Raw genomic sequence first — 25,665 nt, forward strand, 5'->3', positions numbered from 1 at the left:
TGCCTTATGGGTTCACTCGTGAGACTTGATATTTTTTTGCGTCCGGAGACGCTGATATCAATCCTGCGAGTGCCCACACAGATTGTCTGATAAATTGTTAAAGAGCGTTGCGAGCAGCGGGTTAACCACCTGTCGCGAGGTGGCGTATATTACGCTTCCCTCCTTCAGAGTCAAACACTTTTTTCAGCGCTTTCATCCGGCGGGGTGAATTTCTTCACTCCCTGCTGAGCCGCCTGCGTTGCCGCTTTGCCGTCTCAGTGGTGGCGCATTATAGGGATCCGAATTTTTTGCACAACCCTTTTTTCGATCTTTTTAATCGACTGGCGAGTTTTCATTCTTTTCGCTGCGATCGCGAGCGATCTGTTCAAAAATCATCTTGTTTATCCGCCTTTTAAACTGCAGGCTTGGGTAAAAATGTAAAAGGAGAAGATCATGTCTACAGCCCTACGACCTTATAAGAAACATTTTCCGCAAACCGGCGATCGCGTCATGATCGATAGCAGCAGCGTGGTGGTCGGTGAAGTACAGCTTGCTGATGACGTCAGCATTTGGCCACTGGTGGCGATTCGCGGTGACGTGAATAAAGTGATGATTGGTAAAAGAAGTAATATCCAGGACGGCAGCGTACTGCACGTCACACATAAATCCACCAGCAATCCAGAAGGTTTCCCACTGATCATTGGCGAAGACGTGACGGTGGGTCATAAAGCCATGCTGCACGGCTGTACCATAGGCGATCGCGTGCTGGTTGGTATGGGATCGATTCTGCTGGACGGCGTAATTATTGAAGATGATGTGATGATTGGCGCTGGCAGTTTGGTGCCGCCGGGCAAACGTCTGGAGAGTGGCTATCTCTATTTAGGCAGCCCGGTTAAACAAATACGACCGCTAAGTGAAGCTGAAATCGCCGGGCTGCTCTATTCATCCAACAATTACGTTGGTTGGAAGAATAAATATCTCGATCAAGAAAGCAAAGCTCCTTCCTGATCGTCAAACTCACTCCTGCTGCATTGCCTGCTTTAGTTTAGTAATCACTGGCGTGATCTCTGGCATCACGCCATGCCACAGTTGGAAAGCATGAGCGGCTTGCCCCACCAGCATGCCAACACCATCTGCCAGCTGCTGCGCACCCTGCTGCTGGCACCACAGCAGAAATGGCGTTAAACCTTGTTGATAAAACATGTCATAGCAACGCGTTTGCTGGTTAATAAGAGAGGCGGTTAGTGCAGGCACCTTGCCATCGACACCACTCGAAGTGGCATTAATGATCAGATCAAACTCCTGATCCTCTAATTGCCCGAAGCCACTAGCTTGAATATCTCCGCTCTGGTGGAAAATTTCTGCCAGCATTGCTGCTCGTTCAACGGTGCGATTGACCACAACCAGTGAACATCCAAAAGAAAGAAGCGGCAGGATCACACCACGCGCTGCTCCGCCGGCACCCACCAGCAGCACACGATCGCCGGGATGGATCAACTGCAGTCGCTCCAGATCGCTGAGTAAACCAATGCCATCCGTGTTATCGCCGAAGATCTTGCCCTGCGCATCTTTCTTTAAGGTATTAACAGCGCCGGAGAGTGCCGCTCGCTCGCTGAGCTCATCAGCAAACTCCCACGCTTGCTGCTTAAAAGGCAACGTTACGTTGGCGCCTTTACCACCCTTCGCAAAAAAATCCGCTATTGCCTGAGGAAACCCTTCTAATGGCGCACACTCTCTACCATATTGATGCTCAATACCGGTTTGCTCAGCAAACAGAGAATGAATAAAAGGTGATTTGCTATGCGCGATGGGATTACCAAAAACAGCAAAGTTTTCCATACATTAACCCTGACGAATAAGTTCACCGCTAATAACGTCGCGGATTTCAGAAGGATTCAGGCGTCCACCGGTTTCAGCGTGTAACACTGGAAACTGAGCACCAAATTGCTGAACAACTTCTTCCACATTACGGCAAGGCGGTTCACCAGAAAGATTGGCGCTGGTCGACACCAGGGGTTTGCCAAAACCACGGCATAGCGCCTGCACTTCAGGGTGATCGCTAACGCGAATTGCTAAAGAATCAAAACGTCCAGTGAGCCAGCGCGGTGTGTGTGGCGAAGCTGGAACCACATAGGTCACCGGGCCAGGCCAGCTGGCAAACATGCGTTCGCGCTGTAGTACAGTCAGCTCACGGTCAGCGATATAAGGTTCAAGCTGCGCGTAATCAGCTGCAATAAGAATAAGACCTTTTTCGACTGGACGCTGCTTGAGCGCAAGAAGCGCCATTACGGCATTTTCGCTATCAGGATCGCAACCCAAGCCGAATACGGCTTCAGTTGGGTAGGCGATAACTTCCTGCTGCTGAAGTTGCTCAATACAAAAATCGAGGCTTCCTGCTGAATACTGACTTGGTTTCATGATAACTCTTCGTCCTGGACAATAGGCTTACCGCAGCGTTTGCTGGCGCAGAAGCGCTTCATGCCCTGTGCGGTTTTCTTCTCAATTAATAAAGGGAACTGACAATGTGGGCAAACACCTTCAACCGGCGTTGCATTGATTGCAAACTGACACTCAGGATAGCGGTCGCAAGAGTGGAAGGTTTTGCCATAACGCGAGCGCCGTTGTACGAGTTTGCCGTTCTGACATTGCGGACAGCTGATAGCTGTTTCGTCAGGTTTGTCGATGGTTTCTGTGTAATCACACTCTGGATAATGGCTACACCCCACGAACATGCCAAATCGTCCCTGGCGCAGAACTTTATCTGCTCCACATTTTGGGCATGCGTGGCCTTCCAGTACTTTTACGACGTGACCATCGCCCTGACTCTTCAGCGGGCGGATATAGTCACAGGTTGGATAGTTGATACATCCAAGAAAGGGACCGTGTTTGCCGGAGCGTATAACTAATTCTGCCCCGCAAGCGGGGCAGGGATCGTGTTTAGGCACGGAGAATAGTGCTGGTTTACTCATATTACCGGTTGCATCAAACGCAGATTATTAATGCAGCATACCTTCATTGACGTCGAATAGCAGTTCTTCCATTTGCTGATAGGCATTTTCACATCCTGGAATGTTAAACAACACCATCAACACCACCCATTTGAGATCTTCAAGATCGAATTCCAGGGTATCAAGGGCCATTACGCGTTCAATAACCATCTCGCGTGTTTCCATATTCAGCACCTGGACCTGTTCCAGGAACAAAATAAAACCGCGACATTCGGCATCTAAACGCTGGTTTTCCTCTTCCGTGTAGATTCGCATGGAGAGCGGATCGTTTGCCATGAGTACAGGCGCAACCAAGCCTTCCTGGTAATCCGCTAACCGTTCAAGCCAATTCAACGCATTGTAGATATCTTCACGATGGAAACCGGCATCGGTTAAATCATCTGTCAATTTATCCTGATCAACGCGCATTTCGGCTTCGTTGTGGATATACGTCTCAAACAAGTACATAAGTACGTCGAACATGGCATGCCCTCCTCAATCGGACATAGCCGCCGGGTACAGCTGCGATCCATCCTGCTAACTCCAGCTCCAGCAAGTGAGCTGCGATAACTGGCACAGGTTGGCCGGCACGTTCAGCGACGACGTCAACAGGTGTAACCTCATCACCTACGTTAGCCAACACAGTTGCAAATGGCAATGGAACATCGTCACTGTCTTGTGAATATATTGTTTCTGAAGTGCTATCAGGCAGCCATTGCAACGTTGAATGTAAATCTTCAAGAATATTGTTGGGATGCGCCACCAGCAGCGCCCCTTGCTGAATAAGCCAGTGCGTTCCTTCACTACCAGGATTACCTAAAGCACCGGGTAAGGCATAAACGTTGCGATTTTGTTCCAAAGCATAGCGTGCAGTAACTAGCGAACCGCTTTTGAGCGTGGCTTCTATCACCAACACACCCAGGCTTAAACCACTGATGATACGATTACGTCGAGGAAAGTTAACCGGATGCGGGGCCATATCAAGTGGGAACTCAGAGACCAGCGCGCCGCCACTGTTCATGATTTCGCGCGCCAGGGATTGATGGTTTTTCGGGTAGATATATTGCAGGCCACTGCCTAACACTGCCACGGTTTTGCCCTGTACTTCTAACGCGGCGCGATGTGCCACACCATCTATTCCGCGCGCTAAACCACTGGTAATAGTTAAACCACTTAGCGCCAATTGCTGCGTAAACCAGCTTCCCCATTGTTTGCCGTAATGGGTGCAATGGCGGCTGCCCACCACGCCCAGTTGGGGTGTTTGTAGAGCATCCAAACTTCCGGCGACATACAGTAATGACGGACGTCGGCTAATTTCCGCTAACGCCGTAGGATAATGTTCCTCTATACATGCCACTAAATGATGCTGTTCATGCGCCAGCCATGCATGCGTTCTCTCTAATTGGCGCGGGCACAGCTCCCTGAACTGCTGTCGCTGTATTTCGCTCAATCCGTGATCCAGCAAAAGGTCATCATCAATATGAGCGTTATCCTGCAGTGTTACCGCTAAATGTCTGACAAGCCGACTGCTTAATCCTTTCACGTTTGCCAACCTGAGCATCCATTCAATTCTCTCCATGCCGCACTCCTTGTCAGCCGCGCTATCATGCGGTGCAATGCTGTCAATCGGGCATCAGAAAGTCTACAATATGCGGCAATAATCTTTTCTTTAACGCATACAGATCTGGATATTTATGTCAGTTTTGCAGGTATTACATTTCCCTGATGATCGCCTCCGCAAAATCGCTGCGCCGGTGGCAACCGTAAACGCAGACGTTCAGCGTATCGTCGACGACATGTTCGAAACCATGTACGCCGAAGAAGGTATTGGCTTAGCGGCGACTCAGGTCGATATTCATCAACGCATCATTGTCATTGATGTTTCAGAAAATCGTGATGAGCGTTTAGTACTGATCAATCCGGAATTGCTGGAAAAAAGTGGTGAAACCGGTATTGAAGAAGGCTGCCTTTCCATTCCTGAACAACGTGCTTTTGTGCCGCGTGCAGAATGGGTCAAAGTGCGTGCTCTGGATCGCGATGGCAACAGCTTTGAACTTGAAACTGACGGTCTGCTGGCGATTTGTATCCAGCATGAAATCGATCATCTCGATGGCAAACTTTTCATTGATTATCTGTCGCCACTTAAACGTCAGCGTATTAAACAGAAACTGGAAAAATTGGCCCGCCTTAACGCACGCGAAGATTAAGCGCTAATAGAAGGTTAAACTGTGTCTGCACCGCTCAAAATTATCTTTGCCGGTACACCTGACTTTGCAGCGCGTCATCTTGACGCGCTGCTTGCTTCTCAGCATCAGGTAGTTGGCGTCTTTACCCAGCCCGATCGTCCAGCTGGACGCGGTAATAAACTTACGCCAAGCCCGGTAAAAGTCCTGGCGCAGGTACATGATATTCCCGTGTTTCAGCCGAAATCCCTGAAGCCTGAAGAGAACCAGCATCTGGTTGCCGATTTGCAGGCCGATATTATGGTGGTCGTAGCTTATGGCTTGATCCTGCCGAAAGCCGTTTTGGCGATGCCGCGTCTGGGTTGTATTAATGTGCATGGTTCGCTGTTGCCTCGCTGGCGCGGCGCGGCGCCGATTCAACGCGCGCTCTGGGCTGGCGATAGCGAAACTGGCGTGACCATCATGCAAATGGATGTTGGTCTTGATACCGGTGACATGCTGCATAAGCTTTCATGCCCAATTACGCCTGAAGACACCAGCGCGTCTCTGTATGAAAAACTGGCGCAACTTGGTCCACGAGGCATGTTGCTAACGCTGGATCTGCTGGCAAGTGGTCATGCCAAGCCCGAAGTTCAGGATGAAGCGTTGGTCTCTTATGCCGAGAAACTGAGTAAAGAAGAAGCACGTCTCGATTGGTCGCTTTCTGCTGTGCAGTTGGAGCGTTGTATCCGCGCCTTCAATCCATGGCCAATGAGCTATTTCATGGTAGATGAGCAACCGGTTAAAGTCTGGCAGGCAAGCGTTTTACCGCACCAAAATAAGCATCCCGGTGAAATCGTGCATGTTGATAAACAAGGCATTCAGATCGCTACAGCCGATGGCGTACTAAATCTGGAGTCACTGCAACCTGCTGGTAAAAAAGCCATGTCTGCGCAGGACCTGCTCAATTCGCGTCGCGAATGGTTCGCTCCTGGAACCGTTCTGGCCTGATCCTCCAAGCCCGGTTCAACCGGGCTTTTTGTTTGATAAAAGAAAATGAAAAAAAACACCAATTTGCGTAGCCTTGCTGCGCAACTCATTGAACGTGTTGTGGATAAGGGCGAATCACTGAGCGCCATTCTGCCTGCTGCACAAAAAGCGTTATCGGATAAAGATGGCGCACTGCTGCAAGAGTTGTGCTTTGGCGTGATGCGCACGTTGCCACAGCTGGAAGCCTTGATTGGCAAATTGATGGAACGTACGTTAACGGGTAAGCAGCGAGTGCTGCATTATCTGTTGATGGTTGGGCTTTATCAGCTGCTCTACACCCGCGTGCCAGCACATGCCGCACTGGCGGAAACTGTCGCAGGTGCCGAGGTACTGAAACGCGCAAATTTGAAAGGTCTATTAAACGGTGTGCTTCGCCAGTTCCTACGCCAACAAGAAGCGCTTTTAGCGGAAGTTGATCAAGGTACGCAACGTTACTGGCATCCCGGTTGGTTACTCAAACGTCTGCAAGCCGCATGGCCAGAACAGTGGCAGCACATTGTAGAAGCCAATAATCAGCGCCCGCCGATGTGGCTGCGCGTCAATCGCCAGCATCATAGCCGGGATGCATGGTTAGCATTATTGCAGGCAGCAGACAAACAGGCTTTCCCGGGCGATGCACCCGATGCTTTGCGTTTGGACTCCCCCGCTCCCGTGAGTCATCTGCCTGGTTTCGAACATGGTTGGGTAACGGTTCAGGATCTCTCCGCACAGCGCTGCGCGTTACTGCTTGAACCGCAGAATGGCGAATCCATTCTCGATCTTTGCGCAGCACCCGGCGGTAAAACCACGCATATCCTTGAAATTGCCCCGCAGGCCAAGGTATTAGCCGTCGATATTGACCAGCAACGCCTGCTTCGCGTACACGAAAATCTACAACGTCTGGATATGCAGGCTGAAGTACGTCAGGGTGATGGTCGTACACCGGCAGAATGGTGTGGCGAAATGCAATTTGATCGTATCCTGCTAGATGCTCCCTGCTCAGCGACTGGAGTGATTCGCCGCCATCCAGACATCAAGTGGCTGCGTCGCGATCGTGATATTGCCGAGCTGGCTATTTTGCAGCGTGAAATTCTTGAGGCTGTTTGGCCGCGTCTGAAGTCTGGCGGGACAATGATTTATGCAACCTGCTCAATTCTCCCTGAAGAGAATCATCAACAAATCAGTACCTTTTTGGCGGCGCACAATGATGCAGTGGCGGAGACATTACCGCAGGGACAGGCCAATGGCTGGCAGGTTTTCCCGACCGTCGATGGCGGTGACGGCTTCTTCTACGCTAAGCTGATGAAAAAATAGTGCAGCGCAATCTGACAAGAGCATCTAAGCCATGAAAATCATTATCCTCGGCGCCGGTCAGGTCGGCGGAACCCTGGCAGAGAATCTGGTGGGGGAAAATAACGATATTACGGTCGTCGATAGCGATGCCACCCGTTTACGCGTGCTGCAGGACAAATTTGATCTGCGCGTTGTGCATGGCCATGGATCACATCCACGCATCTTGCGTGAAGCCGGTGCTGAAGACGCCGATATGTTGGTGGCGGTGACCAACTCCGACGAAACCAATATGGTAGCGTGTCAGATTGCCTATTCACTTTTCAATACGCCAAACCGCATCGCCCGTATCCGAGCCGCCGAGTATTTACGCGATGCGGAGAAACTGTTTGTGCCGGAAGCCGTACCGATTGACCATCTGATATCACCGGAACAGTTGGTGATAGACAATATTTATCGGCTGATCCAATATCCAGGCGCTCTTCAGGTAGTGAATTTTGCCGAAGGAAAAGTGAGCCTCGCGGTGGTTAAAGCCTATTATGGCGGCCCACTGGTAGGCAATCCGTTATCGATTATGCGCGAACATATGCCACACATCGATACGCGTGTAGCCGCGATTTTTCGTCAGGATCGTCCCATTCGCCCGCAGGGTTCTACAATTGTTGAAGCCGGTGATGAAGTCTTCTTTATTGCAGCAAGTCAGCATATTCGCGCGGTAATGAGCGAGATGCAACGCCTGGAAAAACCGTATAAACGCATCATGCTGGTTGGCGGCGGCAATATTGGCTTTGGCCTGGCGCAGCGTCTGGAAAAACAGTACAGCGTGAAGTTGATTGAACGTAATCAACAGCGCGCGGCCGAACTAGCTGAACGCCTGCACGACACCATTGTGTTTTACGGTGACGCTTCAGATCAGGAGTTGCTAGCAGAAGAGCACGTGGATCAAGTCGATCTCTTTATCGCAGTAACTAACGACGATGAAGCCAACATTATGTCGGCCATGCTGGCTAAAAAGATGGGTGCCAAAAAGGTGATGGTGCTGATCCAGCGCCGTGCCTATGTCGATCTTGTACAAGGCAGCGTGATCGACATTGCTATCTCACCCCAACAGGCCACGATATCGGCCCTGCTGAGCCACGTACGTAAAGCTGATATTGTTGGCGTTTCATCGTTACGCCGCGGTATCGCAGAAGCCATCGAAGCTATCGCACATGGCGATGAAACAACTTCGCGCGTTGTTGGCCGTTTAATCGAAGATATTAAGCTACCCCCAGGAACCATTATCGGCGCCGTTGTACGCGGTGACGAAGTGATCATCGCGAATGACAATGTGCGCGTCGAACAGGGCGATCACGTAATTATGTTCCTGACAGATAAGAAGTTTGTCCCGGATGTTGAACGCCTGTTCCAGCCTAGTCCTTTCTTCCTGTAATTGCTGCGGGCGATAGCCCGCCGTGAAAGTTTTGCTTAATCCATTGTTATAATGGCAATTGCACAAAGGTTTGTTAGACTTTAGCCATTGGCCAAGGTAAGGAGATAACAATGAGTTTATTCAAAGAGTTTCGTGATTTTGCAATGCGTGGGAACGTGGTTGACCTGGCAGTCGGTGTCATCATCGGTGCTGCTTTTGGTAAGATTGTTTCTTCACTGGTCGCGAATATCATCATGCCACCACTTGGCTTGTTGATTGGCGGCGTTGATTTCAAGCAGTTTAAATGGATACTTAAACCAGCAGAAGGTGATATTCCTGCAGTGGTGATGGAGTACGGTAATTTTATTCAGACTGTTTTCGATTTCGTTATTGTTGCTTTCGCTATCTTCCTGGCAATTAAAGTAATGAATAAGCTGTACCAGAAAAAAGAAGTCGAAAAAGCAGCACCTAAACCAACGAATGAAGAGTTACTGCTGACTGAAATTCGTGACCTTTTAAAACAACAAAATCACGATAAATTATGATGAAAAAGCCGCCCGAATAAGGCGGCTTTTTTAACTTTAGAGTGAAGGCCAGTGATAAACTTTTCTGCTTATCACTGGCCTCCCAGTTACGTCCTTTCGCATGTTTTTCTTTACGCTGATAGCTACCCTTACCTTTCTGATTCTTCTCAATACGCTGTCGAAACAGTGGATCATGCAGTAAGGCTTCGAGTGCATTATCGTTTATTTTACCTTTTTGATGCTGATAGCGGTTCATCTTGTCCTCCAGTTAGTTACGGCGCAACTATAGTCCTTACAGTGCAAAATTCAATCTTTGCTACAACAAATTTCAGGATGCGGCTCTTCACCTTTTTCTAGCGCCTCGAGAATTGAGCAGCAAGTGCTGCTATGTATATCACCGCAGCAGGTTTCGGCGAGACGATGCAATGAATGCTGAATGGTCTGTAGCTCAGCGATCATACCATTAACTTCATCCAGGCGTTTTGCCACGATCGCCTTTGACTCCTGACAGGTATGATGCTCAGGATCGATGCGGATCGACAATAGTCCGCGGATAGAATCTAAGCTGAAGCCCAGTTGCCGTCCGTAGCGAATAAAACGTAAGCGTTGTAAATCATCTTCGCTATAAAGACGAAAACCGCCCTCAGTACGTACCTCATGATTCATCATCTGCTGTTTTTCATAAAAGCGGATGGTATCAGGCGTAACATCCGCCATCTTTGCGAGCTTGCCTATCTTGTACATACTATTTTTCCTGCTGCAAACGCTGATGAATGACGTCGCTGTAATCGCCACGCAAAAAGTCGGTGCTAATTCCAGCCTGTTGCAGTTTTAACTGCAGCAACGCTAAACGTTTCGAGAACTCGCGCGCTTTTTCATCATTTCGATCTAACTCTTGCAACAAATCATTGAGTGCTAATGCTTCACGGCGCATCTCAAGTTCTGGGGGCAAATAGCCGGCGTTTTTTAACAGACGATAAGCACTGCGCAGTTCGACCGGTACTCCGCTATCGTCTTCGATGTGTAAAGGTGCACCTTCACCAGGTAGGTTACTCAGTTCACCTTTTTCTTGAGCCTCACGGATATGCTGCTCAACAAGTTGATCAATTAGCCACATCAAGGAGCTCCTGACAAATGTATCTGCCATCAGCATAGCGAAAGGGGAGGAAATGGGAAGGAATTACGGACAATAAAAAACCCGCCGAAGCGGGTTTTCTACGATACTACAAATTACTCTGCAGTAACTTCTGCTTGAGCTTCTGGACGATCAACCAGCTCGATGTAAGCCATCGGAGCGTTGTCACCAGCACGGAAGCCACACTTCAAAATGCGAGTGTAACCACCGGCACGGCTCGCGAAACGCGGGCCCAGCTCGTTAAACAGTTTTGCCACGATCTCGTTATCACGAGTGCGGGCGAATGCCAGACGACGATTAGCTACGCTGTCGGTCTTGGCAAGAGTAATCAGCGGCTCAACTACGCGGCGCAGCTCTTTGGCTTTCGGCAGAGTCGTCTTAATGATCTCATGACGAACCAGAGAACCAGCCATGTTGCGGAACATAGCCTGACGATGGCTGCTGTTGCGGTTCAGTTGACGACCACTCTTACGATGGCGCATGACCTTATCCTTCTCAGTGAAACCTTAACCTGTGATCGGGTTATTCATCAGCAATGCTTGCTGGTGGCCAGTTTTCCAGGCGCATGCCCAGAGACAAACCACGTGAAGCAAGCACATCTTTAATCTCGGTAAGAGATTTTTTACCCAGGTTAGGCGTTTTAAGCAGCTCAACCTCGGTACGCTGTACCAGATCACCGATGTAGTGGATAGCTTCTGCCTTAAGGCAGTTAGCAGAGCGGACAGTCAATTCCAGATCGTCAACAGGGCGCAGCAGGATCGGATCGAATTCTGGTTTCTCTTCTTTCACTTCCGGCTGACGTACATCACGTAAGTCAACGAAAGCTTCCAGTTGTTCTGCCAGGATGGTTGCCGCACGACGAATCGCCTCTTCAGGATCGATTGTGCCGTTGGTTTCCATTTCGATGACCAGCTTGTCCAGGTCGGTACGCTGTTCTACACGCGCTGCTTCAACATTGTAGGCGATACGGTCTACAGGGCTGTAGCAAGCGTCAACCAACAGACGGCCGATTGGGCGCTCATCTTCTTCCGAATGAATTCGGGCAGAAGCCGGCACATAACCACGACCACGTTGAACTTTGATACGCATGCTAATAGATGCGTTTTCATCGGTCAGGTGGCAGATCACATGCTGCGGCTTGACGATTTCAACATCACCGTCGTGGGTGATGTCGGCTGCAGTCACAGGGCCAATGCCAGATTTATTCAGAGTAAGGATGACTTCATCTTTACCTTGAACTCTTACCGCCAACCCTTTCAGGTTAAGCAGGATTTCCAGGATATCTTCCTGTACGCCCTCTTTGGTGGAGTACTCATGAAGCACACCATCAATCTCAACCTCGGTCACCGCGCAACCCGGCATGGAAGAAAGCAGAATACGGCGCAGTGCGTTACCAAGAGTATGGCCAAAGCCACGCTCTAACGGCTCAAGGGTCACCTTGGCGTGCGTCGAACTCACTTGCTCGATATCTACCAGGCGCGGTTTTAGAAACTCTGTCACAGAACCCTGCATTGTGTCCTCTCTTTGGTACTAAGCTTTACTTGGAGTAAAGCTCGACGATCAGGTGTTCGTTAATGTCCGCAGACAGATCGGTACGCTCAGGAATACGCTTGAACACACCTTCCATCTTAGTAGCATCAACTTCCAGCCAGGTTGGCTTTTCACGCTGCTCAGCCAGCTCCAGAGCGGCCTTCACGCGAGATTGCTGTTTGGCTTTCTCACGGATGCTTACGACATCATTCGGAGATACCTGATAAGAAGCGATGTTAACAACGCGACCGTTCACCAGGATAGATTTATGGCTAACCAACTGGCGTGCTTCTGCACGAGTTGCACCAAAGCCCATACGGTAAACAACGTTATCCAGACGACCTTCCAGCAGAGCCAGCAGGTTTTCACCTGTGTTGCCTTTCAGACGTGCTGCTTCTTTATAGTAGTTACGGAACTGACGCTCCAGCACGCCGTACATACGACGAACTTTCTGCTTTTCACGCAACTGGCCGCCGTAGTCAGACAGACGCGGTTTACGCGCACCATGCTGACCAGGTGGTTGTTCAATTTTGCACTTGGTATCGATCGCGCGAACGCCAGACTTAAGGAATAAGTCGGTACCCTCACGACGGCTCAGCTTGAGCTTAGGACCCAAATATCTTGCCATTTTCTTTCTCCAACTAACCTAAAAACGGGCGTTAAACGCGACGTTTTTTCGGCGGACGACAACCGTTGTGAGGGATTGGAGTCACATCAGTAATATTAGTGATGCGGAAACCAGCAGCGTTCAGAGCACGAATTGTTGATTCGCGACCTGGACCTGGACCCTTAACCATAACTTCCAGATTCTTAATACCGTAATCTTTCACTGCTTCTGCACAGCGCTCTGCAGCTACCTGAGCAGCAAACGGAGTAGATTTACGTGAACCGCGGAAACCGGAACCACCGGCGGTTGCCCAACCCAGTGCGTTACCCTGACGATCAGTAATGGTAACGATGGTGTTGTTAAAAGATGCATGGACATGAGCCACGCCATCTGAGACTTGTTTTCTTACACGCTTACGTGCACGAACTGGTGCCTTTGCCATTATTTACTCACCCCGATTATTTCTTGATCGGTTTACGCGGACCCTTACGGGTACGTGCATTGGTCTTAGTACGCTGACCGCGAACTGGCAGACCACGACGATGGCGTAAACCACGATAGCAACCAAGGTCCATCAGACGCTTGATGCTCAGGGTGATTTCACGGCGCAGATCACCTTCAACAACGAATTTACCAACTGCTTCACGCAGCTGTTCAATTTGTTCTTCAGACAGCTCTCTGATCTTAACATTTTCAGCAATACCCGTTGAAGCGCAGATGGCTTTAGAACGAGTTTTACCGATACCGAAAATCGAAGTTAATGCGATAACGGTATGTTTTTGATCAGGAATGTTAATGCCTGCTATACGGGCCACTATGCACTCCTATAATTAAACAAATGCGTCCCATGCTGAAAAGCCCGTTTTCAGGATACTCAAATGGTAACGCATCGACATACAAAAGATTGGCTGGCTAATCTAGCCAGCTCAACCCGACTTTGCAAGAAAAATATGTGACAATATCAGCCTTGGCGCTGTTTATGCTTTGGCTCGGCGCTGCAGATCACACGCACGACACCGTCGCGACGAATGATTTTGCAGTTACGACATAATTTCTTGACGGAAGCACGAACTTTCATTTTTACTCTCCGTAACTTCTCAAGCACCCAAATTAACGGCCATAGCCCTTCAGGTTTGCTTTCTTCAATGCAGACTCGTACTGACTCGACATCATCAGAGTTTGCACTTGAGCCATAAAGTCCATGATGACGACCACTACGATGAGCAGCGATGTACCGCCAAAGTAGAATGGAACTTTCATAGCATCACGCATGAACTCCGGGATCAGGCAGATAAAAGTAATATACAGTGCGCCGATTAAGGTCAGACGTGTCATTACTTTATCGATGTACTTCGCCGTTTGCTCTCCCGGACGAATTCCCGGTACGAATGCACCAGACTTCTTCAGGTTATCTGCTGTTTCACGTGGGTTGAATACCAACGCCGTGTAGAAAAAACAGAAGAAGATGATTGCAGTCGCATAGAGTAGCACATAAAGCGGCTGTCCTGGTTGCAAATACAGCGAAATTGTTGTCAGCCAGTTCCAACCGGTTCCGCCCCCGAACCATGATGCTATGGTCGCTGGGAACAGAATAATGCTGGAAGCAAAAATAGCTGGGATTACGCCCGCCATGTTCACTTTCAACGGTAAATGTGTGCTCTGTGCAGCATATACACGACGACCTTGCTGACGTTTGGCGTAGTTGACCACGATGCGACGCTGGCCACGCTCAACGAAAATAACAAAGAACGTCACTGCAAATACTAGAACTGCAACCAACAGCAACAGAAGGAAGTGCAGGTCACCTTGCCGCGCTTGCTCAATGGTATGGCCAATGGCCGGCGGGAGACCCGCAACGATACCAGCGAAGATAATGATCGAGATACCGTTACCGATACCTCGTTCAGTAATCTGTTCGCCCAGCCACATCAGGAACATTGTCCCGGTAACCAGACTTACAACAGCGGTAAAGTAGAATGCAAAGCCTGGATTCATAACCAGTCCCTGCATTCCAGGCATATTCGGTAAACCGGTAGCAATACCGATCGACTGGAATACAGCCAGAACCAGTGTGCCGTAGCGAGTGTACTGGCTAATCTTACGACGACCAGCTTCACCCTCTTTCTTAATCTCAGCTAACGCTGGATGAACCACCGTCAGCAGCTGGATAATAATAGATGCCGAAATGTACGGCATAATTCCCAGCGCGAAGATTGAGGCACGACTGAGAGCACCACCAGAGAACATGTTAAACATTTCAATGATGGTGCCACGCTGTTGCTCAAGCAGTTTGGCAAGTACAGTGGCATCGATACCGGGGATTGGAATAAAAGAGCCAATGCGGAAGACAATGAGTGCACCGATTACAAACAACAGTCTGCGCTTCAGTTCACCAAAGCCACCTTTGGCACTTTGAAAATCTAATCCCGGTTGCTTTGCCATCTGCTACTTATTCCTCGATTTTACCGCCAGCAGCTTCGATTGCAGCACGAGCACCTTTGGTGACACGCAGACCGCGAACCGTTACCGGTGCAGAAACTTCACCAGAAAGAATCACTTTCGCGAATTCAATCTGAACACCGATAATATTGGCCGCTTTCAGCGTATTCAGGTCAACAATACCGCCTTCAACTTTCGCCAGATCAGACAGACGAACTTCTGTAGTGATCATTGCTTTGCGAGAGGTGAAACCGAATTTCGGCAGACGACGATACAGAGGCATCTGACCACCCTCGAAACCGCGACGTACGCCACCGCCAGAACGAGAGTTCTGACCTTTGTGACCACGACCACCAGTTTTACCGAGGCCAGAACCGATACCACGACCCAGACGCTTAGAAGCGTGTTTAGACCCTTCGGCCGGAGACAGAGTGTTTAAACGCATCTCTTACTCCTCCACTTTCAGCATGTAGGAAATCGCGTTAATCATACCGCGAACTGCTGGCGTATCTTCACGCTCAACGGTGTGATTGATGCGACGCAGACCCAAGCCAACCAGAGTCGCTTTATGCTTAGGCAAGCGGCCGATTGAACTACGAGTTTGTGTAATTTTAATTGTCTTAGCCATCGTGATTACCCCAGAATTTCTTCAACGGATTTACCACGCTTGGCAGCGACCATTTCCGGAGAATTCATATTGCCCAGGCCATCGATAGTTGCACGAACCACGTTAATCGGGTTAGTAGAACCATACGCTTTAGCCAGAACGTTATGTACTCCAGCGACTTCTAAAACGGCGCGCATTGCACCGCCGGCAATGATACCGGTACCTTCAGAAGCCGGCTGCATGAACACACGAGAACCTGTGTGCGCACCTTTAACAGGGTGCTGCAGGGTGCCGTGAGTCAGCGCGACGTTAATCATATTGCGACGGGCTTTCTCCATCGCTTTCTGGATCGCTGCTGGAACTTCACGCGCTTTACCGTAACCAAAACCAACGCGGCCGTTACCATCACCCACTACAGTCAGTGCGGTGAAGGAGAAAATACGACCACCTTTTACAGTTTTAGATACACGGTTTACCGCGATCAGTTTTTCCTGCAGTTCGCCAGCTTGTTTCTCGATGTTTGACATCTTAGACCTCTACCTTAGAACTGAAGGCCAGCTTCACGGGCAGCATCTGCCAGTGCCTGGACACGACCATGATATTGGAACCCGGAACGGTCGAAAGAGACATTTTTGATGCCTTTCTCAACAGCGCGCTCGGCCAGAGCTTTACCTACAGCTGCAGCGGCGTCTTTGTTACCGGTATACTTCAGTTGTTCGGCAATAGCTTTTTCTACAGTAGAAGCAGCAACCAGAACTTCGGAACCGTTCGGGGCGATCACCTGTGCGTAGATATGACGCGGGGTACGATGTACCACCAGGCGAGTAGCACCCAGCTCTTTGAGCTTGCGACGTGCACGGGTCGCACGACGGATACGAGCAGATTTCTTATCCATAGTGTTACCTTACTTCTTCTTAGCCTCTTTGGTACGCACGACTTCGTCGGCGTAACGAACACCCTTGCCTTTATAAGGCTCAGGACGACGGTAGGCGCGCAGATCAGCTGCAACCTGACCAATCAGCTGTTTATCAGCGCCTTTCAGCACGATCTCAGTCTGAGTTGGACATTCAGCAGTGATGCCGGCCGGCAGTGCATGGTCAACAGGGTGAGAGAAGCCCAGGGCCAAGCTCACAGAGTTGCCTTTAACAGCTGCACGATAACCAACACCAACCAGTTGCAGCTTCTTGGTGAAGCCTTCGGTAACACCGATAACCATGCCGTTCAGCAGCGCACGAGCAGTACCTGCTTGTGCCCAACCATCCGCATAACCTTCGCGCGGGGCGAAAGTCAGGGCGTTGTCTGCATGCTTAACTTCTACAGCACTGTTGATAGTACGAGTCAGCTCGCCGTTTTTGCCTTTAATCGAAACTTCCTGACCGTTGAGTTTTACCTCTACGCCCGCAGGAACAACGACAGGTGCTTTTGCAACACGAGACATTTTATCCTCCGATTACGCTACGTAGCAGATAATTTCGCCACCAAGACCAGCTTGGCGCGCTGCACGATCAGTCATGACACCTTTAGAGGTAGAGATTACAGCGATGCCCAGACCAGCCATTACTTTTGGCAGCTCATCTTTTTTCTTATAGATGCGCAGACCTGGACGGCTAACACGCTGAATGCTCTCTACCACAGCCTTGCCCTGGAAATACTTAAGTGTTACTTCCAGTTCAGACTTGATGTCGCCTTCGATTTTAAAATCTTCAATATAGCCTTCTTCCTTCAGCACGTTGGCAATTGCCACTTTCAGCTTGGAGGAAGGCATAGAGACCGCAACTTTGTTCGCGGCCTGACCGTTACGGATACGGGTCAGCATATCCGCGATCGGATCTTGCATGCTCATCTGTGTTACTCCCGTGATTCAAATGGTGACAATTACCAGCTAGCCTTTTTAAGACCCGGGATTTCACCGCGCATTGCGGCTTCACGGACCTTGATACGGCTCAACCCAAACTTCCGCAGGAAACCGTGCGGACGACCTGTCTGACGGCAGCGGTTACGCTGACGTGAAGGGCTGGAATCACGCGGCAGACTCTGCAGCTTGAGAACGGCATCCCAACGGTCTTCGTCGGAAGCGTTCACATCAGAAATGATCGCTTTCAGTTCAACACGTTTAGCGAAGAACTTGTCTGCTAATTTCACACGCTTAACTTCGCGTGCTTTCATAGATTGCTTAGCCATTAAGTAACCCTGCCTTACTTGCGGAACGGGAATTCAAAGGCAGCCAGCAGAGCACGGCCTTCATCATCAGATTTCGCAGTAGTGGTAATGGTGATATCCAAACCACGAACGCGATCGACTTTGTCATAATCGATTTCTGGGAAGATGATCTGCTCACGAACGCCCATGCTGTAGTTACCACGACCGTCGAAAGACTTCGCAGATAAACCACGGAAGTCACGGATACGAGGTACAGCAATAGTGATCAGACGCTCAAAGAACTCCCACATGCGCTCGCCGCGCAGAGTTACTTTACAGCCGATCGGATAGCCCTGACGGATTTTGAAGCCTGCAACTGATTTGCGTGCTTTGGTGATCAGCGGTTTTTGACCGGAGATTGCTGCCAGGTCAGCTGCTGCGTTATCCAGCAGTTTCTTGTCAGCGATCGCTTCACCAACACCCATGTTCAGGGTGATCTTCTCGACCCGAGGGACTTGCATGACAGAATTGTAGCCGAACTCTGTCATGAGTTTCTGGACTACTTCGTCTTTGTAGTAATCATGCAGTTTCGCCATCGTACTACTCCAAATTACTTGATAGTTTCGCTATTAGACTTGAAGAAACGGACTTTTTTGCCGTCTTCGAATCTAAAGCCTACACGGTCAGCCTTGCCGGTTGCCGCATTGAAGAGTGCAACGTTGGAAGCCTGAATAGCTGCTTCTTTTTCAACGATGCCACCTGGTTGGTTCAGGGCCGGGACCGGCTTCTGATGTTTCTTAACCAGGTTGATACCTTCAACGATGACCTTACCAGAAGTCAGGACATTCTTTACTTTACCGCGTTTACCTTTGTCTTTGCCGGTAAGCACGATAACTTCGTCGTTACGACGGATTTTCGCTGCCATTGCTCGCTCCTTAGAGTACTTCTGGTGCCAGAGAGATAATTTTCATGAACTTTTCAGTACGAAGTTCACGAGTTACCGGCCCAAAAATACGCGTACCGATAGGTTGCTCGCTGTTATTGTTTAAAATAACGCATGCATTACCATCGAAGCGAATGACAGAACCGTCCGGGCGACGAACACCCTTCCTGGTGCGCACCACTACCGCTTTCAGGACATCACCTTTTTTCACCTTGCCACGAGGAATTGCTTCCTTGATGGTCACTTTGATGATATCGCCGACGCCTGCGTAGCGACGGTGCGAGCCACCCAGAACCTTGATACACATTACGCGACGTGCACCGGAGTTGTCGGCGACGTTCAGCATAGTCTGTTCTTGGATCATTTTAGTGCTCCGCTAATGTCAACTACTACTTCGGGACCCAAACCTCAGGTCGTTAAAAAGCCCCATAATTGAGGGCGCGGCATTATAACACCGGTTCTCGCACATGGGTAGAAAAAATGAACGGCTCAGACGAGCCGTTCATTTTATTTTTTAGAGGAAGCGGATTCTATTACAGAACCGCTTTCTCTACAACGCGAACCAACGTCCAAGACTTAGTCTTAGACAGCGGACGAGTTTCGCGGATTTCAACCACGTCACCAATACCGCATTCGTTGTTCTCGTCATGGATGTGCAGCTTAGTCGTACGCTTGATGAATTTACCGTAGATCGGGTGTTTCACGACACGTTCGATAGCAACAACTGCAGATTTCTGCATTTTGTCACTAATAACACGACCCTGCAGAGTACGGATTTTATCGGTCATTACGCCGCCTTCTCAGTCAGTAAAGTCTTAACACGTGCAACATTACGGCGCACTTCTTTCAGCAGATGGGTTTGCTGAAGTTGGCCGGATGCTGCTTGCATGCGCAGGTTAAACTGCTCACGCAGCAGGTTAAGTAGCTCAGTGTTCAGCTCTTCAACGCTTTTTTCACGCAGCTCATTTGCTTTCATTACATCACCGTCTTAGTAACAAAGGTGGTTTTGATAGGCAGTTTTGCTGCTGCCAGCTTGAAGGCTTCACGGGCCAGCTCTTCCGGAACGCCGTCCATTTCATACAGGACTTTACCCGGTTGAATGAGGGCAACCCAATACTCCACGTTACCCTTACCTTTACCCATACGCACTTCCAGCGGCTTCTCGGTAATTGGTTTGTCCGGGAATACACGGATCCAAATTTTACCTTGACGCTTAACTGCACGGGTCATAGCACGACGTGCTGCTTCGATCTGACGAGCAGTCAGACGACCACGGCCAACAGCTTTCAGACCGAAAGTACCGAAGCTGACATCCGTACCTTGCGCCAGACCACGGTTGCGGCCTTTGTGCACTTTACGGAATTTCGTACGCTTTGGTTGTAACATCAGCGACTCTCCTTACTTACGGCCTTTACGCTGCTGCTTTTTAGGTTGAGCAGCCGGTTCCGGTTGTTCAACAGCAGCCATACCACCCAGGATCTCGCCTTTGAAGATCCATACCTTAACGCCGATTACACCATAAGTGGTGTGCGCTTCAGAGGTGTTGTAGTCAATGTCTGCACGCAGTGTGTGCAACGGTACGCGACCTTCACGGTACCATTCGGTACGTGCGATCTCGGCTCCGCCCAAACGGCCGCTGACTTCAACTTTAATACCCTTCGCGCCCAGACGCATTGCGTTCTGTACAGCACGCTTCATAGCACGACGGAACATCACACGACGCTCCAGCTGTGAAGTGATGCTATCAGCAACCAATTTAGCGTCCAGTTCCGGCTTACGGACTTCGGCGATGTTGATCTGTGCAGGAACGCCAGCGATTTTCGCGACGACCGTACGCAGTTTTTCTACGTCTTCACCTTTCTTACCGATAACGATACCCGGGCGAGCAGTGTGAATAGTCACACGGATGCTCTTAGCCGGACGCTCGATAACGATACGAGATACAGACGCTTTAGACAGTTCCTTAGTCAGGAACTGACGGACTTTAAAATCGCTGTCCAGGTTGTCAGCGAATTCTTTGGTGTTCGCAAACCAGGTAGAGTTCCATGGTTTTACAATACCCAGGCGAATACCATTAGGATGTACTTTCTGACCCATTGCTAGTCTCCAGAGTCTCAGCGATCGGACACAACCACAGTAATGTGGCTGGTGCGCTTCAGGATGCGATCTGCACGACCTTTCGCACGCGGCATAATGCGCTTCATGCTTGGGCCTTCGTCTACGAAGATTTTCGCGACTTTCAGATCGTCGATATCAGCGCCATCGTTGTGTTCGGCGTTCGCAATGGCAGATTCCAGGACTTTCTTAACCAACACAGCAGCTTTCTTGTTGGTGTAGGTCAGAATATCCAGAGCCTGCGACACTTTCTTACCGCGAATCAGGTCTGCCACCAGGCGAACCTTCTGAGCAGAAGAACGAGCATGGCGATGTTGAGCAATAGTTTCCATCTCTTCCTCCTACTTATTTCTTCTTGGCTTTCTTATCTGCAGCATGGCCGCGATAAGTACGTGTCGGTGCAAATTCACCCAGTTTGTGGCCGACCATTTCGTCGGAAACAAAGACAGGAACGTGCTGACGACCATTATGGACAGCGATGGTCAAACCGATCATGTTAGGGAAGATCGTTGAACGACGGGACCAAGTGCGCAGGGGCTTCTTGTCACCGCTTTCCACCGCTTTCTCTACCTTCTTCAGCAAGTGCAGGTCAATAAAAGGACCTTTCTTGAGAGAACGTGGCATGGCTTATCCTCTAAAATTATTTGCTACGGCGACGTACGATAAATTTATCAGTACGCTTGTTGCTACGGGTCTTCTTACCTTTGGTCTGAACGCCCCACGGAGTTACCGGGTGCTTACCAAAGTTACGACCTTCACCACCACCGTGCGGGTGATCGACTGGGTTCATCGCAGTACCGCGAACGGTAGGACGAACACCACGCCAACGGGTTGCACCAGCTTTACCCAGCACGCGCAGCATGTGCTCAGAGTTGCCGACTTCGCCGAGAGTTGCACGACATTCGGATTCAACTTTGCGCATTTCGCCTGAACGCAGACGCAGGGTTACGTAGGAACCTTCACGCGCAACGATCTGCACGTAAGTACCAGCTGAGCGAGCAATCTGACCGCCTTTGCCTGGTTTCATTTCTACGTTATGAACGGTAGAACCCACCGGGATGTTACGCATCGGCAGAGTGTTACCTGCTTTAATCGCAGCATCAACGCCAGATTGAATCTGGTCGCCGGCTTTCAGGCCTTTAGGGGCCAGGATGTAACGGCGTTCGCCATCTTTGTACAGAACCAGTGCGATGTTCGCAGAACGGTTCGGATCGTACTCAAGACGCTCAACAACTGCTGGGATACCATCTTTGTTGCGTTTGAAGTCAACAATACGGTAAGCCTGCTTGTGACCACCACCGATATGACGGGTAGTGATACGACCATTGTTGTTACGACCACCGGATTTGCTGTTTTTTTCTACCAGCGGGGCAAATGGTTTGCCCTTGTGCAGCTCTGGGTTCACCACTTTAACTACGTGACGACGACCCGGAGATGTCGGTTTACATTTAACAACTGCCATTGTCTTTCTCCTCCGACTTACTCAGCGCCGCCGACGAAGTCCAGATTCTGGCCTTCCTTCAGGGTGACGTAAGCTTTTTTCCAGTCGCTACGACGACCGATACGCTGTCCGTGACGCTTAACTTTCCCTTTAACTACCAGGGTGTTTACGTCTTTAACTTCTACTTCGAACAGTTTCTCAACAGCAGCAACGATCTCTGCTTTGGTCGCGTCTTTAGCAACTTTGAGAACGATGGTATTGGTTTTTTCCATCGCAGTAGATGCTTTTTCTGATACGTGCGGTGCACGCACTACTTTCAGCAGACGTTCTTCACGGATCATGCCAGCATCTCCTCAACTTGCTTAACTGCTTCCGCAGTCATAACGACTTTGTCGAAGGCGATCAGGCTAACTGGGTCGATACCCGCTGCATCACGCACGTCAACCTTGTACAGGTTACGCGCAGCCAGGAACAGATTCTCATCCAGTTCACCGGTGATGATCAGCACATCTTGCAGCGCCATGTCTTTCAGTTTCTGTACCAGCAGCTTAGTTTTAGGCGCTTCTACAGAGAACGTCTCGACAACGATCAGACGGTCCTGACGTACCAGTTCGGACAGAATGCTTTTCAGCGCGCCGCGGTACATCTTTTTGTTAACTTTTTGACTGTGGTCCTGTGGACGCGCAGCGAAGGTCACGCCACCTGAACGCCAGATCGGGCTCTTAACAGAACCTGAACGCGCACGGCCGGTACCTTTCTGGCGCCAAGGCTTTTTGCCTGAACCAGTTACTTCAGCACGAGTTTTCTGCGCACGAGTACCCTGACGAGCACCAGCGGCATAAGCAACAACAACCTGGTGAACCAGCGCTTCGTTGAAATCACGACCGAAGGTAGTTTCGGAAACAGTCAGCGCGCTCTGCGCGTCTTTCAGTACTAATTCCATTGCTATCCCCTTACGCCTTCACAGCTGGTTTAACAATCAGATCGCACCCAGTTGCACCCGGGACGCCACCTTTGACCAGCAGCAGGTTGCGCTCAGCGTCAACACGTACTACTTCCAGGCTCTGAACGGTTACACGCTCATTACCCAGCTGACCAGCCATTTTCTTGCCTTTGAACACTTTGCCCGGAGTCTGGTTCTGACCGATAGAACCCGGAACGCGGTGTGACAAGGAGTTACCGTGTGTAGCGTCCTGGGTACGGAAGTTCCAGCGCTTAACGGTACCTGCGAAACCTTTACCTTTAGAGGTACCGGTAACGTCTACTTTTTTAACGTCAGCGAAAATTTCAACACTGATGCTCTGGCCAACAGAGAAATCTTCACCTTCGGTGCGGAATTCCCACAGACCACGGCCAGCGTCAACGCCAGCTTTAGCAAAATGACCTGCTTCAGGCTTGCTCACACGGCTTGCTTTTTTAGCACCGGTGGTAACCTGGATAGCTTGGTAACCATCGTTGTCCAGGCCTTTGACCTGAGTAACGCGGTTTGCTTCAACTTCGATAACGGTTACTGGGATTGAAACGCCATCTTCAGTGAAGATGCGGGTCATACCCACTTTTTTACCGACTAAACCAATCATTGTATCAACCTCTCAATCGCTCGATGACCTGATTAACCCAGGCTGATCTGCACGTCAACACCGGCAGCCAGGTCCAGACGCATCAGAGCATCAACGGTTTTTTCAGTTGGCTCAACGATGTCTACCAGACGCTTGTGAGTGCGGATTTCGTACTGATCACGCGCGTCTTTGTTAACGTGCGGAGAGATCAGAACGGTAAAACGCTCTTTGCGGGTTGGCAGCGGGATCGGACCACGTACCTGCGCACCAGTGCGCTTGGCAGTCTCAACGATTTCCGCGGTTGATTGATCGATCAGGCGATGATCAAACGCTTTAAGACGGATACGGATTCTTTGGTTCGACATGAGACCAAGGCTCCAAACATTTTATAAACGAAAAGAATTACTACCCGCATCCATTACGATTGATGGAGGAGTGTAATCGTTCAGCATATAACTCCACAATTGGGAGTATTGTTAGGCGATACATCAACTGCTATCCCCTGCGATTCTGCTCGAATCGCGCCGCACCAATATCGGCAGGCCCGCGCATTATACTTAGATCTGTTTAGGAAGCAACCCGTGTTGTGTTTTTAACCACATCAATCTGGCTTTTGACCTAAAAAAGCCCGCGACAATCCATTTTGATTGTGGCGGGCTTGCACGAAATTGCATGTTGGTCATAAGGCTAATGTTCGTTCTGCGCTTTTAGTTGAGACTGAAGATAATTTTGCAGACCGATCTTTTGCACCAGGTCGAGTTCAGTTTCCAACCAATCTATGTGCCCCTCCTCTTCCGCAAGAATCTCAATCATCATGTCTCTGCTGACGTAATCATGCACCCTGTCGGCATAGGCTATCGCTTCGCGTAAATCCTTTGCGCCTTCCAGTTCTAATGCAAGGTCAGACTGCAGCATTTCCGGTACGTCTTCACCAATACGTAATCGACCGAGGTCTTGCAGATTAGGAATCCCTTCGAGAAAAAGAATGCGTTCAATGTACTTATCCGCATGCTTCATCTCATCGATCGACTCATGATATTCAACGTCATTGAGTCGAGTCAGTCCCCAATTTTTGAACATACGCGCATGAAGGAAGTACTGATTAATTGCAACCAGTTCATTTCCCAGCAATTTATTGAGATGACTTATGATTTTACCATCGCCCTTCATTTTGCTTCCTCCGCTTCCAACTAAATAGAGCGTAGATGCGGATGAAAGGAAGTCAAAAAAACGCGACAGTTATTGTGGTTATTGCAGGCGTACAATTAGGCGGTCATGCAATTTCTTTGTAGAGAGGCACCTGCTGTAATTCATCTTCCATAATTTCTCGTGCAAAGCGCACACATTTCCCGCACTGCTTGCCAATGGGAACCAGCTGGCGCAGCTGCTGAATTGATTTAGGTTGATAGCGGCGAACCACTTCGCGGAGGGTTTTATCACTCACGGCATTACACAAGCAGACGTACATTTACTGCGGACCTCCGTACAATTTATGATCAAATTGTAAATGAGAATGGTTTTTATTTCAAACGCAGCTTTTATGTGGGATTAATCGAAACGGCAGGATTCAGACATAAAAAAAGAGCACCGAAGTGCTCTCTTTTGTGCTGCGGAGGCTGCCTTGGCAGCCTCCGACATTAACGCAATTAAGCGATAATTGTAGCAACAACACCCGCACCAACAGTACGGCCGCCTTCACGGATAGCGAAGCGCAAGCCTTCATCCATCGCGATTGGGTGGATCAGCTCAACGGTCATCTGAACGTTGT

At 49.7% G+C, this 25,665-nt stretch carries 43 protein-coding genes and 2 pseudogenes; 6 read left to right on the forward strand and 39 right to left on the reverse strand.

The annotated features are described in order from the left end of the window. Positions 1 to 432 precede the first annotated feature (432 nt). On the forward strand, positions 433 to 987 hold the full coding sequence (locus AC790_RS01470) for a gamma carbonic anhydrase family protein (RefSeq protein ID WP_049850727.1): 555 nt from the start codon (positions 433 to 435) through the stop codon (positions 985 to 987). 9 nt (positions 988 to 996) lie between these two features. Here AC790_RS01470 and aroE read toward each other — a convergent pair whose 3' ends face one another. Genes aroE through dprA form a run of 5 tightly spaced genes read right to left on the reverse strand, consistent with a single transcriptional unit; the run spans position 997 to position 4,545 of the window. After that, positions 997 to 1,818 carry a shikimate dehydrogenase gene (gene aroE / locus AC790_RS01475; RefSeq protein WP_049850728.1) on the reverse strand — a complete coding sequence of 274 codons (822 nt, stop codon included), beginning with the start codon at positions 1,816 to 1,818 and terminating at the stop codon, positions 997 to 999. Positions 1,819 to 1,821: 3 nt separating this feature from the next. Next, positions 1,822 to 2,397, reverse strand: a complete 576-nt coding sequence (gene tsaC, locus AC790_RS01480) for an L-threonylcarbamoyladenylate synthase type 1 TsaC (RefSeq protein ID WP_049850729.1) — start codon at positions 2,395 to 2,397, stop codon at positions 1,822 to 1,824. Further along, a complete protein-coding gene (locus AC790_RS24060; protein WP_072093385.1) occupies positions 2,394 to 2,948 on the reverse strand; it encodes a type I DNA topoisomerase in 555 nt (184 codons plus the stop codon). The genes tsaC and AC790_RS24060 overlap by 4 nt, the downstream gene beginning before the upstream one ends. Before the next feature lie 27 nt (positions 2,949 to 2,975). Then, positions 2,976 to 3,449, reverse strand: a complete 474-nt coding sequence (smg, locus tag AC790_RS01490) for a DUF494 family protein Smg (RefSeq protein WP_007891699.1) — start codon at positions 3,447 to 3,449, stop codon at positions 2,976 to 2,978. Beyond that, positions 3,421 to 4,545 (reverse strand): DNA-protecting protein DprA, encoded by a 1,125-nt coding sequence (gene dprA, locus AC790_RS01495; protein ID WP_049850731.1) that lies wholly within the window; start codon positions 4,543 to 4,545, stop codon positions 3,421 to 3,423. Before dprA ends, smg begins: the two co-directional genes overlap by 29 nt. 115 nt (positions 4,546 to 4,660) lie before the next feature. Between dprA and def the strand changes: the two genes are divergently transcribed. The 5 genes from def to mscL all read left to right on the forward strand — a co-directional run bounded on the left by def (position 4,661) and on the right by mscL (position 9,403). Then, positions 4,661 to 5,173 (forward strand): peptide deformylase, encoded by a 513-nt coding sequence (gene def / locus AC790_RS01500; protein WP_049850732.1) that lies wholly within the window; start codon positions 4,661 to 4,663, stop codon positions 5,171 to 5,173. Between the two features lie 21 nt (positions 5,174 to 5,194). Beyond that, positions 5,195 to 6,139 carry a methionyl-tRNA formyltransferase gene (gene fmt / locus AC790_RS01505; RefSeq protein WP_049850733.1) on the forward strand — a complete coding sequence of 315 codons (945 nt, stop codon included), beginning with the start codon at positions 5,195 to 5,197 and terminating at the stop codon, positions 6,137 to 6,139. 45 nt (positions 6,140 to 6,184) lie between these two features. Then, positions 6,185 to 7,471: a 16S rRNA (cytosine(967)-C(5))-methyltransferase RsmB gene (gene rsmB / locus AC790_RS01510; RefSeq protein ID WP_049850734.1), complete on the forward strand. Its 1,287-nt coding sequence runs from the start codon at positions 6,185 to 6,187 to the stop codon at positions 7,469 to 7,471. 31 nt (positions 7,472 to 7,502) lie between these two features. Further along, complete coding sequence (trkA, locus tag AC790_RS01515; protein ID WP_007891694.1) at positions 7,503 to 8,879, forward strand: Trk system potassium transporter TrkA; 1,377 nt, start codon at positions 7,503 to 7,505, stop codon at positions 8,877 to 8,879. Between the two features lie 110 nt (positions 8,880 to 8,989). Then, the gene (gene mscL / locus AC790_RS01520; protein ID WP_007891693.1) at positions 8,990 to 9,403 is read left to right on the forward strand and encodes a large-conductance mechanosensitive channel protein MscL; all 414 of its coding nucleotides are present in this window, start codon (positions 8,990 to 8,992) and stop codon (positions 9,401 to 9,403) included. A gap of 43 nt (positions 9,404 to 9,446) precedes the next feature. On the opposite strand, the pseudogene AC790_RS25285 reads toward mscL, so the two are convergent. The 34 genes and pseudogenes from AC790_RS25285 to AC790_RS24070 all read right to left on the reverse strand — a co-directional run. After that, positions 9,447 to 9,638, reverse strand: a pseudogene (locus tag AC790_RS25285) (alternative ribosome-rescue factor A); the annotation flags it as partial. Positions 9,639 to 9,688: 50 nt separating this feature from the next. After that, positions 9,689 to 10,126 carry a Zn(2+)-responsive transcriptional regulator gene (gene zntR, locus AC790_RS01525; RefSeq protein ID WP_007891691.1) on the reverse strand — a complete coding sequence of 146 codons (438 nt, stop codon included), beginning with the start codon at positions 10,124 to 10,126 and terminating at the stop codon, positions 9,689 to 9,691. Between the two features lies 1 nt (position 10,127). Then, positions 10,128 to 10,499: a DnaJ family domain-containing protein gene (locus tag AC790_RS01530; protein WP_049850735.1), complete on the reverse strand. Its 372-nt coding sequence runs from the start codon at positions 10,497 to 10,499 to the stop codon at positions 10,128 to 10,130. A 113-nt stretch (positions 10,500 to 10,612) separates the two neighbouring features. Then, complete coding sequence (rplQ, locus tag AC790_RS01535; RefSeq protein ID WP_007891689.1) at positions 10,613 to 10,999, reverse strand: 50S ribosomal protein L17; 387 nt, start codon at positions 10,997 to 10,999, stop codon at positions 10,613 to 10,615. 40 nt (positions 11,000 to 11,039) lie between these two features. Further along, positions 11,040 to 12,029 carry a DNA-directed RNA polymerase subunit alpha gene (gene rpoA, locus AC790_RS01540; RefSeq protein ID WP_007891688.1) on the reverse strand — a complete coding sequence of 330 codons (990 nt, stop codon included), beginning with the start codon at positions 12,027 to 12,029 and terminating at the stop codon, positions 11,040 to 11,042. A 25-nt stretch (positions 12,030 to 12,054) separates the two neighbouring features. Then, positions 12,055 to 12,675, reverse strand: coding sequence for a 30S ribosomal protein S4 (rpsD, locus tag AC790_RS01545; RefSeq protein WP_007891687.1), 621 nt, complete (start codon positions 12,673 to 12,675; stop codon positions 12,055 to 12,057). Between the two features lie 31 nt (positions 12,676 to 12,706). Beyond that, positions 12,707 to 13,096, reverse strand: a complete 390-nt coding sequence (gene rpsK, locus AC790_RS01550; protein WP_004160563.1) for a 30S ribosomal protein S11 — start codon at positions 13,094 to 13,096, stop codon at positions 12,707 to 12,709. Between the two features lie 16 nt (positions 13,097 to 13,112). Further along, the gene (rpsM, locus tag AC790_RS01555) at positions 13,113 to 13,469 is read right to left on the reverse strand and encodes a 30S ribosomal protein S13 (RefSeq protein WP_034830736.1); all 357 of its coding nucleotides are present in this window, start codon (positions 13,467 to 13,469) and stop codon (positions 13,113 to 13,115) included. A gap of 146 nt (positions 13,470 to 13,615) precedes the next feature. Continuing rightward, on the reverse strand, positions 13,616 to 13,732 hold the full coding sequence (rpmJ, locus tag AC790_RS01560; RefSeq protein WP_004160566.1) for a 50S ribosomal protein L36: 117 nt from the start codon (positions 13,730 to 13,732) through the stop codon (positions 13,616 to 13,618). Between the two features lie 32 nt (positions 13,733 to 13,764). After that, positions 13,765 to 15,096: a preprotein translocase subunit SecY gene (secY, locus tag AC790_RS01565; protein ID WP_007891686.1), complete on the reverse strand. Its 1,332-nt coding sequence runs from the start codon at positions 15,094 to 15,096 to the stop codon at positions 13,765 to 13,767. Between the two features lie 7 nt (positions 15,097 to 15,103). Continuing rightward, positions 15,104 to 15,538 carry a 50S ribosomal protein L15 gene (gene rplO / locus AC790_RS01570; RefSeq protein WP_007891684.1) on the reverse strand — a complete coding sequence of 145 codons (435 nt, stop codon included), beginning with the start codon at positions 15,536 to 15,538 and terminating at the stop codon, positions 15,104 to 15,106. Between the two features lie 3 nt (positions 15,539 to 15,541). After that, positions 15,542 to 15,721, reverse strand: a complete 180-nt coding sequence (rpmD, locus tag AC790_RS01575; RefSeq protein ID WP_007891681.1) for a 50S ribosomal protein L30 — start codon at positions 15,719 to 15,721, stop codon at positions 15,542 to 15,544. Between the two features lie 5 nt (positions 15,722 to 15,726). Next, positions 15,727 to 16,227, reverse strand: coding sequence for a 30S ribosomal protein S5 (gene rpsE, locus AC790_RS01580; protein WP_007891679.1), 501 nt, complete (start codon positions 16,225 to 16,227; stop codon positions 15,727 to 15,729). A 14-nt stretch (positions 16,228 to 16,241) separates the two neighbouring features. After that, a complete protein-coding gene (gene rplR / locus AC790_RS01585; RefSeq protein ID WP_007891678.1) occupies positions 16,242 to 16,595 on the reverse strand; it encodes a 50S ribosomal protein L18 in 354 nt (117 codons plus the stop codon). 9 nt (positions 16,596 to 16,604) lie between these two features. Further along, the gene (gene rplF / locus AC790_RS01590; protein ID WP_007891676.1) at positions 16,605 to 17,138 is read right to left on the reverse strand and encodes a 50S ribosomal protein L6; all 534 of its coding nucleotides are present in this window, start codon (positions 17,136 to 17,138) and stop codon (positions 16,605 to 16,607) included. Between the two features lie 12 nt (positions 17,139 to 17,150). Continuing rightward, positions 17,151 to 17,543, reverse strand: a complete 393-nt coding sequence (rpsH, locus tag AC790_RS01595; RefSeq protein ID WP_007891668.1) for a 30S ribosomal protein S8 — start codon at positions 17,541 to 17,543, stop codon at positions 17,151 to 17,153. A gap of 32 nt (positions 17,544 to 17,575) precedes the next feature. Then, positions 17,576 to 17,881 carry a 30S ribosomal protein S14 gene (gene rpsN, locus AC790_RS01600; RefSeq protein WP_007891666.1) on the reverse strand — a complete coding sequence of 102 codons (306 nt, stop codon included), beginning with the start codon at positions 17,879 to 17,881 and terminating at the stop codon, positions 17,576 to 17,578. 14 nt (positions 17,882 to 17,895) lie between these two features. Further along, positions 17,896 to 18,435 (reverse strand): 50S ribosomal protein L5, encoded by a 540-nt coding sequence (gene rplE, locus AC790_RS01605; protein ID WP_007891665.1) that lies wholly within the window; start codon positions 18,433 to 18,435, stop codon positions 17,896 to 17,898. A 14-nt stretch (positions 18,436 to 18,449) separates the two neighbouring features. Next, entirely contained in the window at positions 18,450 to 18,764 is a 315-nt protein-coding gene (gene rplX, locus AC790_RS01610; RefSeq protein WP_007891664.1) for a 50S ribosomal protein L24, read from the reverse strand. A 10-nt stretch (positions 18,765 to 18,774) separates the two neighbouring features. Then, entirely contained in the window at positions 18,775 to 19,146 is a 372-nt protein-coding gene (gene rplN / locus AC790_RS01615) for a 50S ribosomal protein L14 (RefSeq protein ID WP_006120590.1), read from the reverse strand. A gap of 169 nt (positions 19,147 to 19,315) precedes the next feature. Beyond that, positions 19,316 to 19,570 (reverse strand): 30S ribosomal protein S17, encoded by a 255-nt coding sequence (rpsQ, locus tag AC790_RS01620; RefSeq protein ID WP_007891663.1) that lies wholly within the window; start codon positions 19,568 to 19,570, stop codon positions 19,316 to 19,318. Further along, on the reverse strand, positions 19,570 to 19,758 hold the full coding sequence (rpmC, locus tag AC790_RS01625) for a 50S ribosomal protein L29 (RefSeq protein ID WP_007891662.1): 189 nt from the start codon (positions 19,756 to 19,758) through the stop codon (positions 19,570 to 19,572). Before rpmC ends, rpsQ begins: the two co-directional genes overlap by 1 nt. Beyond that, on the reverse strand, positions 19,758 to 20,168 hold the full coding sequence (gene rplP / locus AC790_RS01630) for a 50S ribosomal protein L16 (protein WP_002438716.1): 411 nt from the start codon (positions 20,166 to 20,168) through the stop codon (positions 19,758 to 19,760). Before rplP ends, rpmC begins: the two co-directional genes overlap by 1 nt. 12 nt (positions 20,169 to 20,180) lie before the next feature. Further along, positions 20,181 to 20,879, reverse strand: a complete 699-nt coding sequence (rpsC, locus tag AC790_RS01635) for a 30S ribosomal protein S3 (RefSeq protein ID WP_007891660.1) — start codon at positions 20,877 to 20,879, stop codon at positions 20,181 to 20,183. 17 nt (positions 20,880 to 20,896) lie between these two features. Beyond that, positions 20,897 to 21,229 (reverse strand): 50S ribosomal protein L22, encoded by a 333-nt coding sequence (gene rplV, locus AC790_RS01640; RefSeq protein WP_007891659.1) that lies wholly within the window; start codon positions 21,227 to 21,229, stop codon positions 20,897 to 20,899. Positions 21,230 to 21,242: 13 nt separating this feature from the next. Further along, positions 21,243 to 21,521 carry a 30S ribosomal protein S19 gene (rpsS, locus tag AC790_RS01645; RefSeq protein ID WP_001138115.1) on the reverse strand — a complete coding sequence of 93 codons (279 nt, stop codon included), beginning with the start codon at positions 21,519 to 21,521 and terminating at the stop codon, positions 21,243 to 21,245. Positions 21,522 to 21,537: 16 nt separating this feature from the next. Further along, positions 21,538 to 22,359, reverse strand: a complete 822-nt coding sequence (rplB, locus tag AC790_RS01650; protein ID WP_007891654.1) for a 50S ribosomal protein L2 — start codon at positions 22,357 to 22,359, stop codon at positions 21,538 to 21,540. A 17-nt stretch (positions 22,360 to 22,376) separates the two neighbouring features. Next, on the reverse strand, positions 22,377 to 22,679 hold the full coding sequence (gene rplW / locus AC790_RS01655; protein ID WP_007891652.1) for a 50S ribosomal protein L23: 303 nt from the start codon (positions 22,677 to 22,679) through the stop codon (positions 22,377 to 22,379). After that, positions 22,676 to 23,281, reverse strand: a complete 606-nt coding sequence (gene rplD / locus AC790_RS01660) for a 50S ribosomal protein L4 (protein ID WP_007891650.1) — start codon at positions 23,279 to 23,281, stop codon at positions 22,676 to 22,678. Before rplD ends, rplW begins: the two co-directional genes overlap by 4 nt. Positions 23,282 to 23,291: 10 nt before the next feature. Beyond that, a complete protein-coding gene (rplC, locus tag AC790_RS01665; protein WP_008104741.1) occupies positions 23,292 to 23,918 on the reverse strand; it encodes a 50S ribosomal protein L3 in 627 nt (208 codons plus the stop codon). 32 nt (positions 23,919 to 23,950) lie between these two features. Then, complete coding sequence (gene rpsJ, locus AC790_RS01670) at positions 23,951 to 24,262, reverse strand: 30S ribosomal protein S10 (protein WP_006120582.1); 312 nt, start codon at positions 24,260 to 24,262, stop codon at positions 23,951 to 23,953. Between the two features lie 322 nt (positions 24,263 to 24,584). Continuing rightward, positions 24,585 to 25,067, reverse strand: a complete 483-nt coding sequence (gene bfr / locus AC790_RS01675; protein WP_049850736.1) for a bacterioferritin — start codon at positions 25,065 to 25,067, stop codon at positions 24,585 to 24,587. A gap of 103 nt (positions 25,068 to 25,170) precedes the next feature. Next, a complete protein-coding gene (gene bfd / locus AC790_RS01680; protein WP_007891645.1) occupies positions 25,171 to 25,365 on the reverse strand; it encodes a bacterioferritin-associated ferredoxin in 195 nt (64 codons plus the stop codon). A 178-nt stretch (positions 25,366 to 25,543) separates the two neighbouring features. Further along, positions 25,544 to 25,665, reverse strand: a pseudogene (locus AC790_RS24070) (elongation factor Tu); the annotation flags it as partial.

This window comes from Pantoea sp. RIT-PI-b, from assembly GCF_001187905.1.
Classification (GTDB): domain Bacteria; phylum Pseudomonadota; class Gammaproteobacteria; order Enterobacterales; family Enterobacteriaceae; genus Pantoea; species Pantoea nemavictus.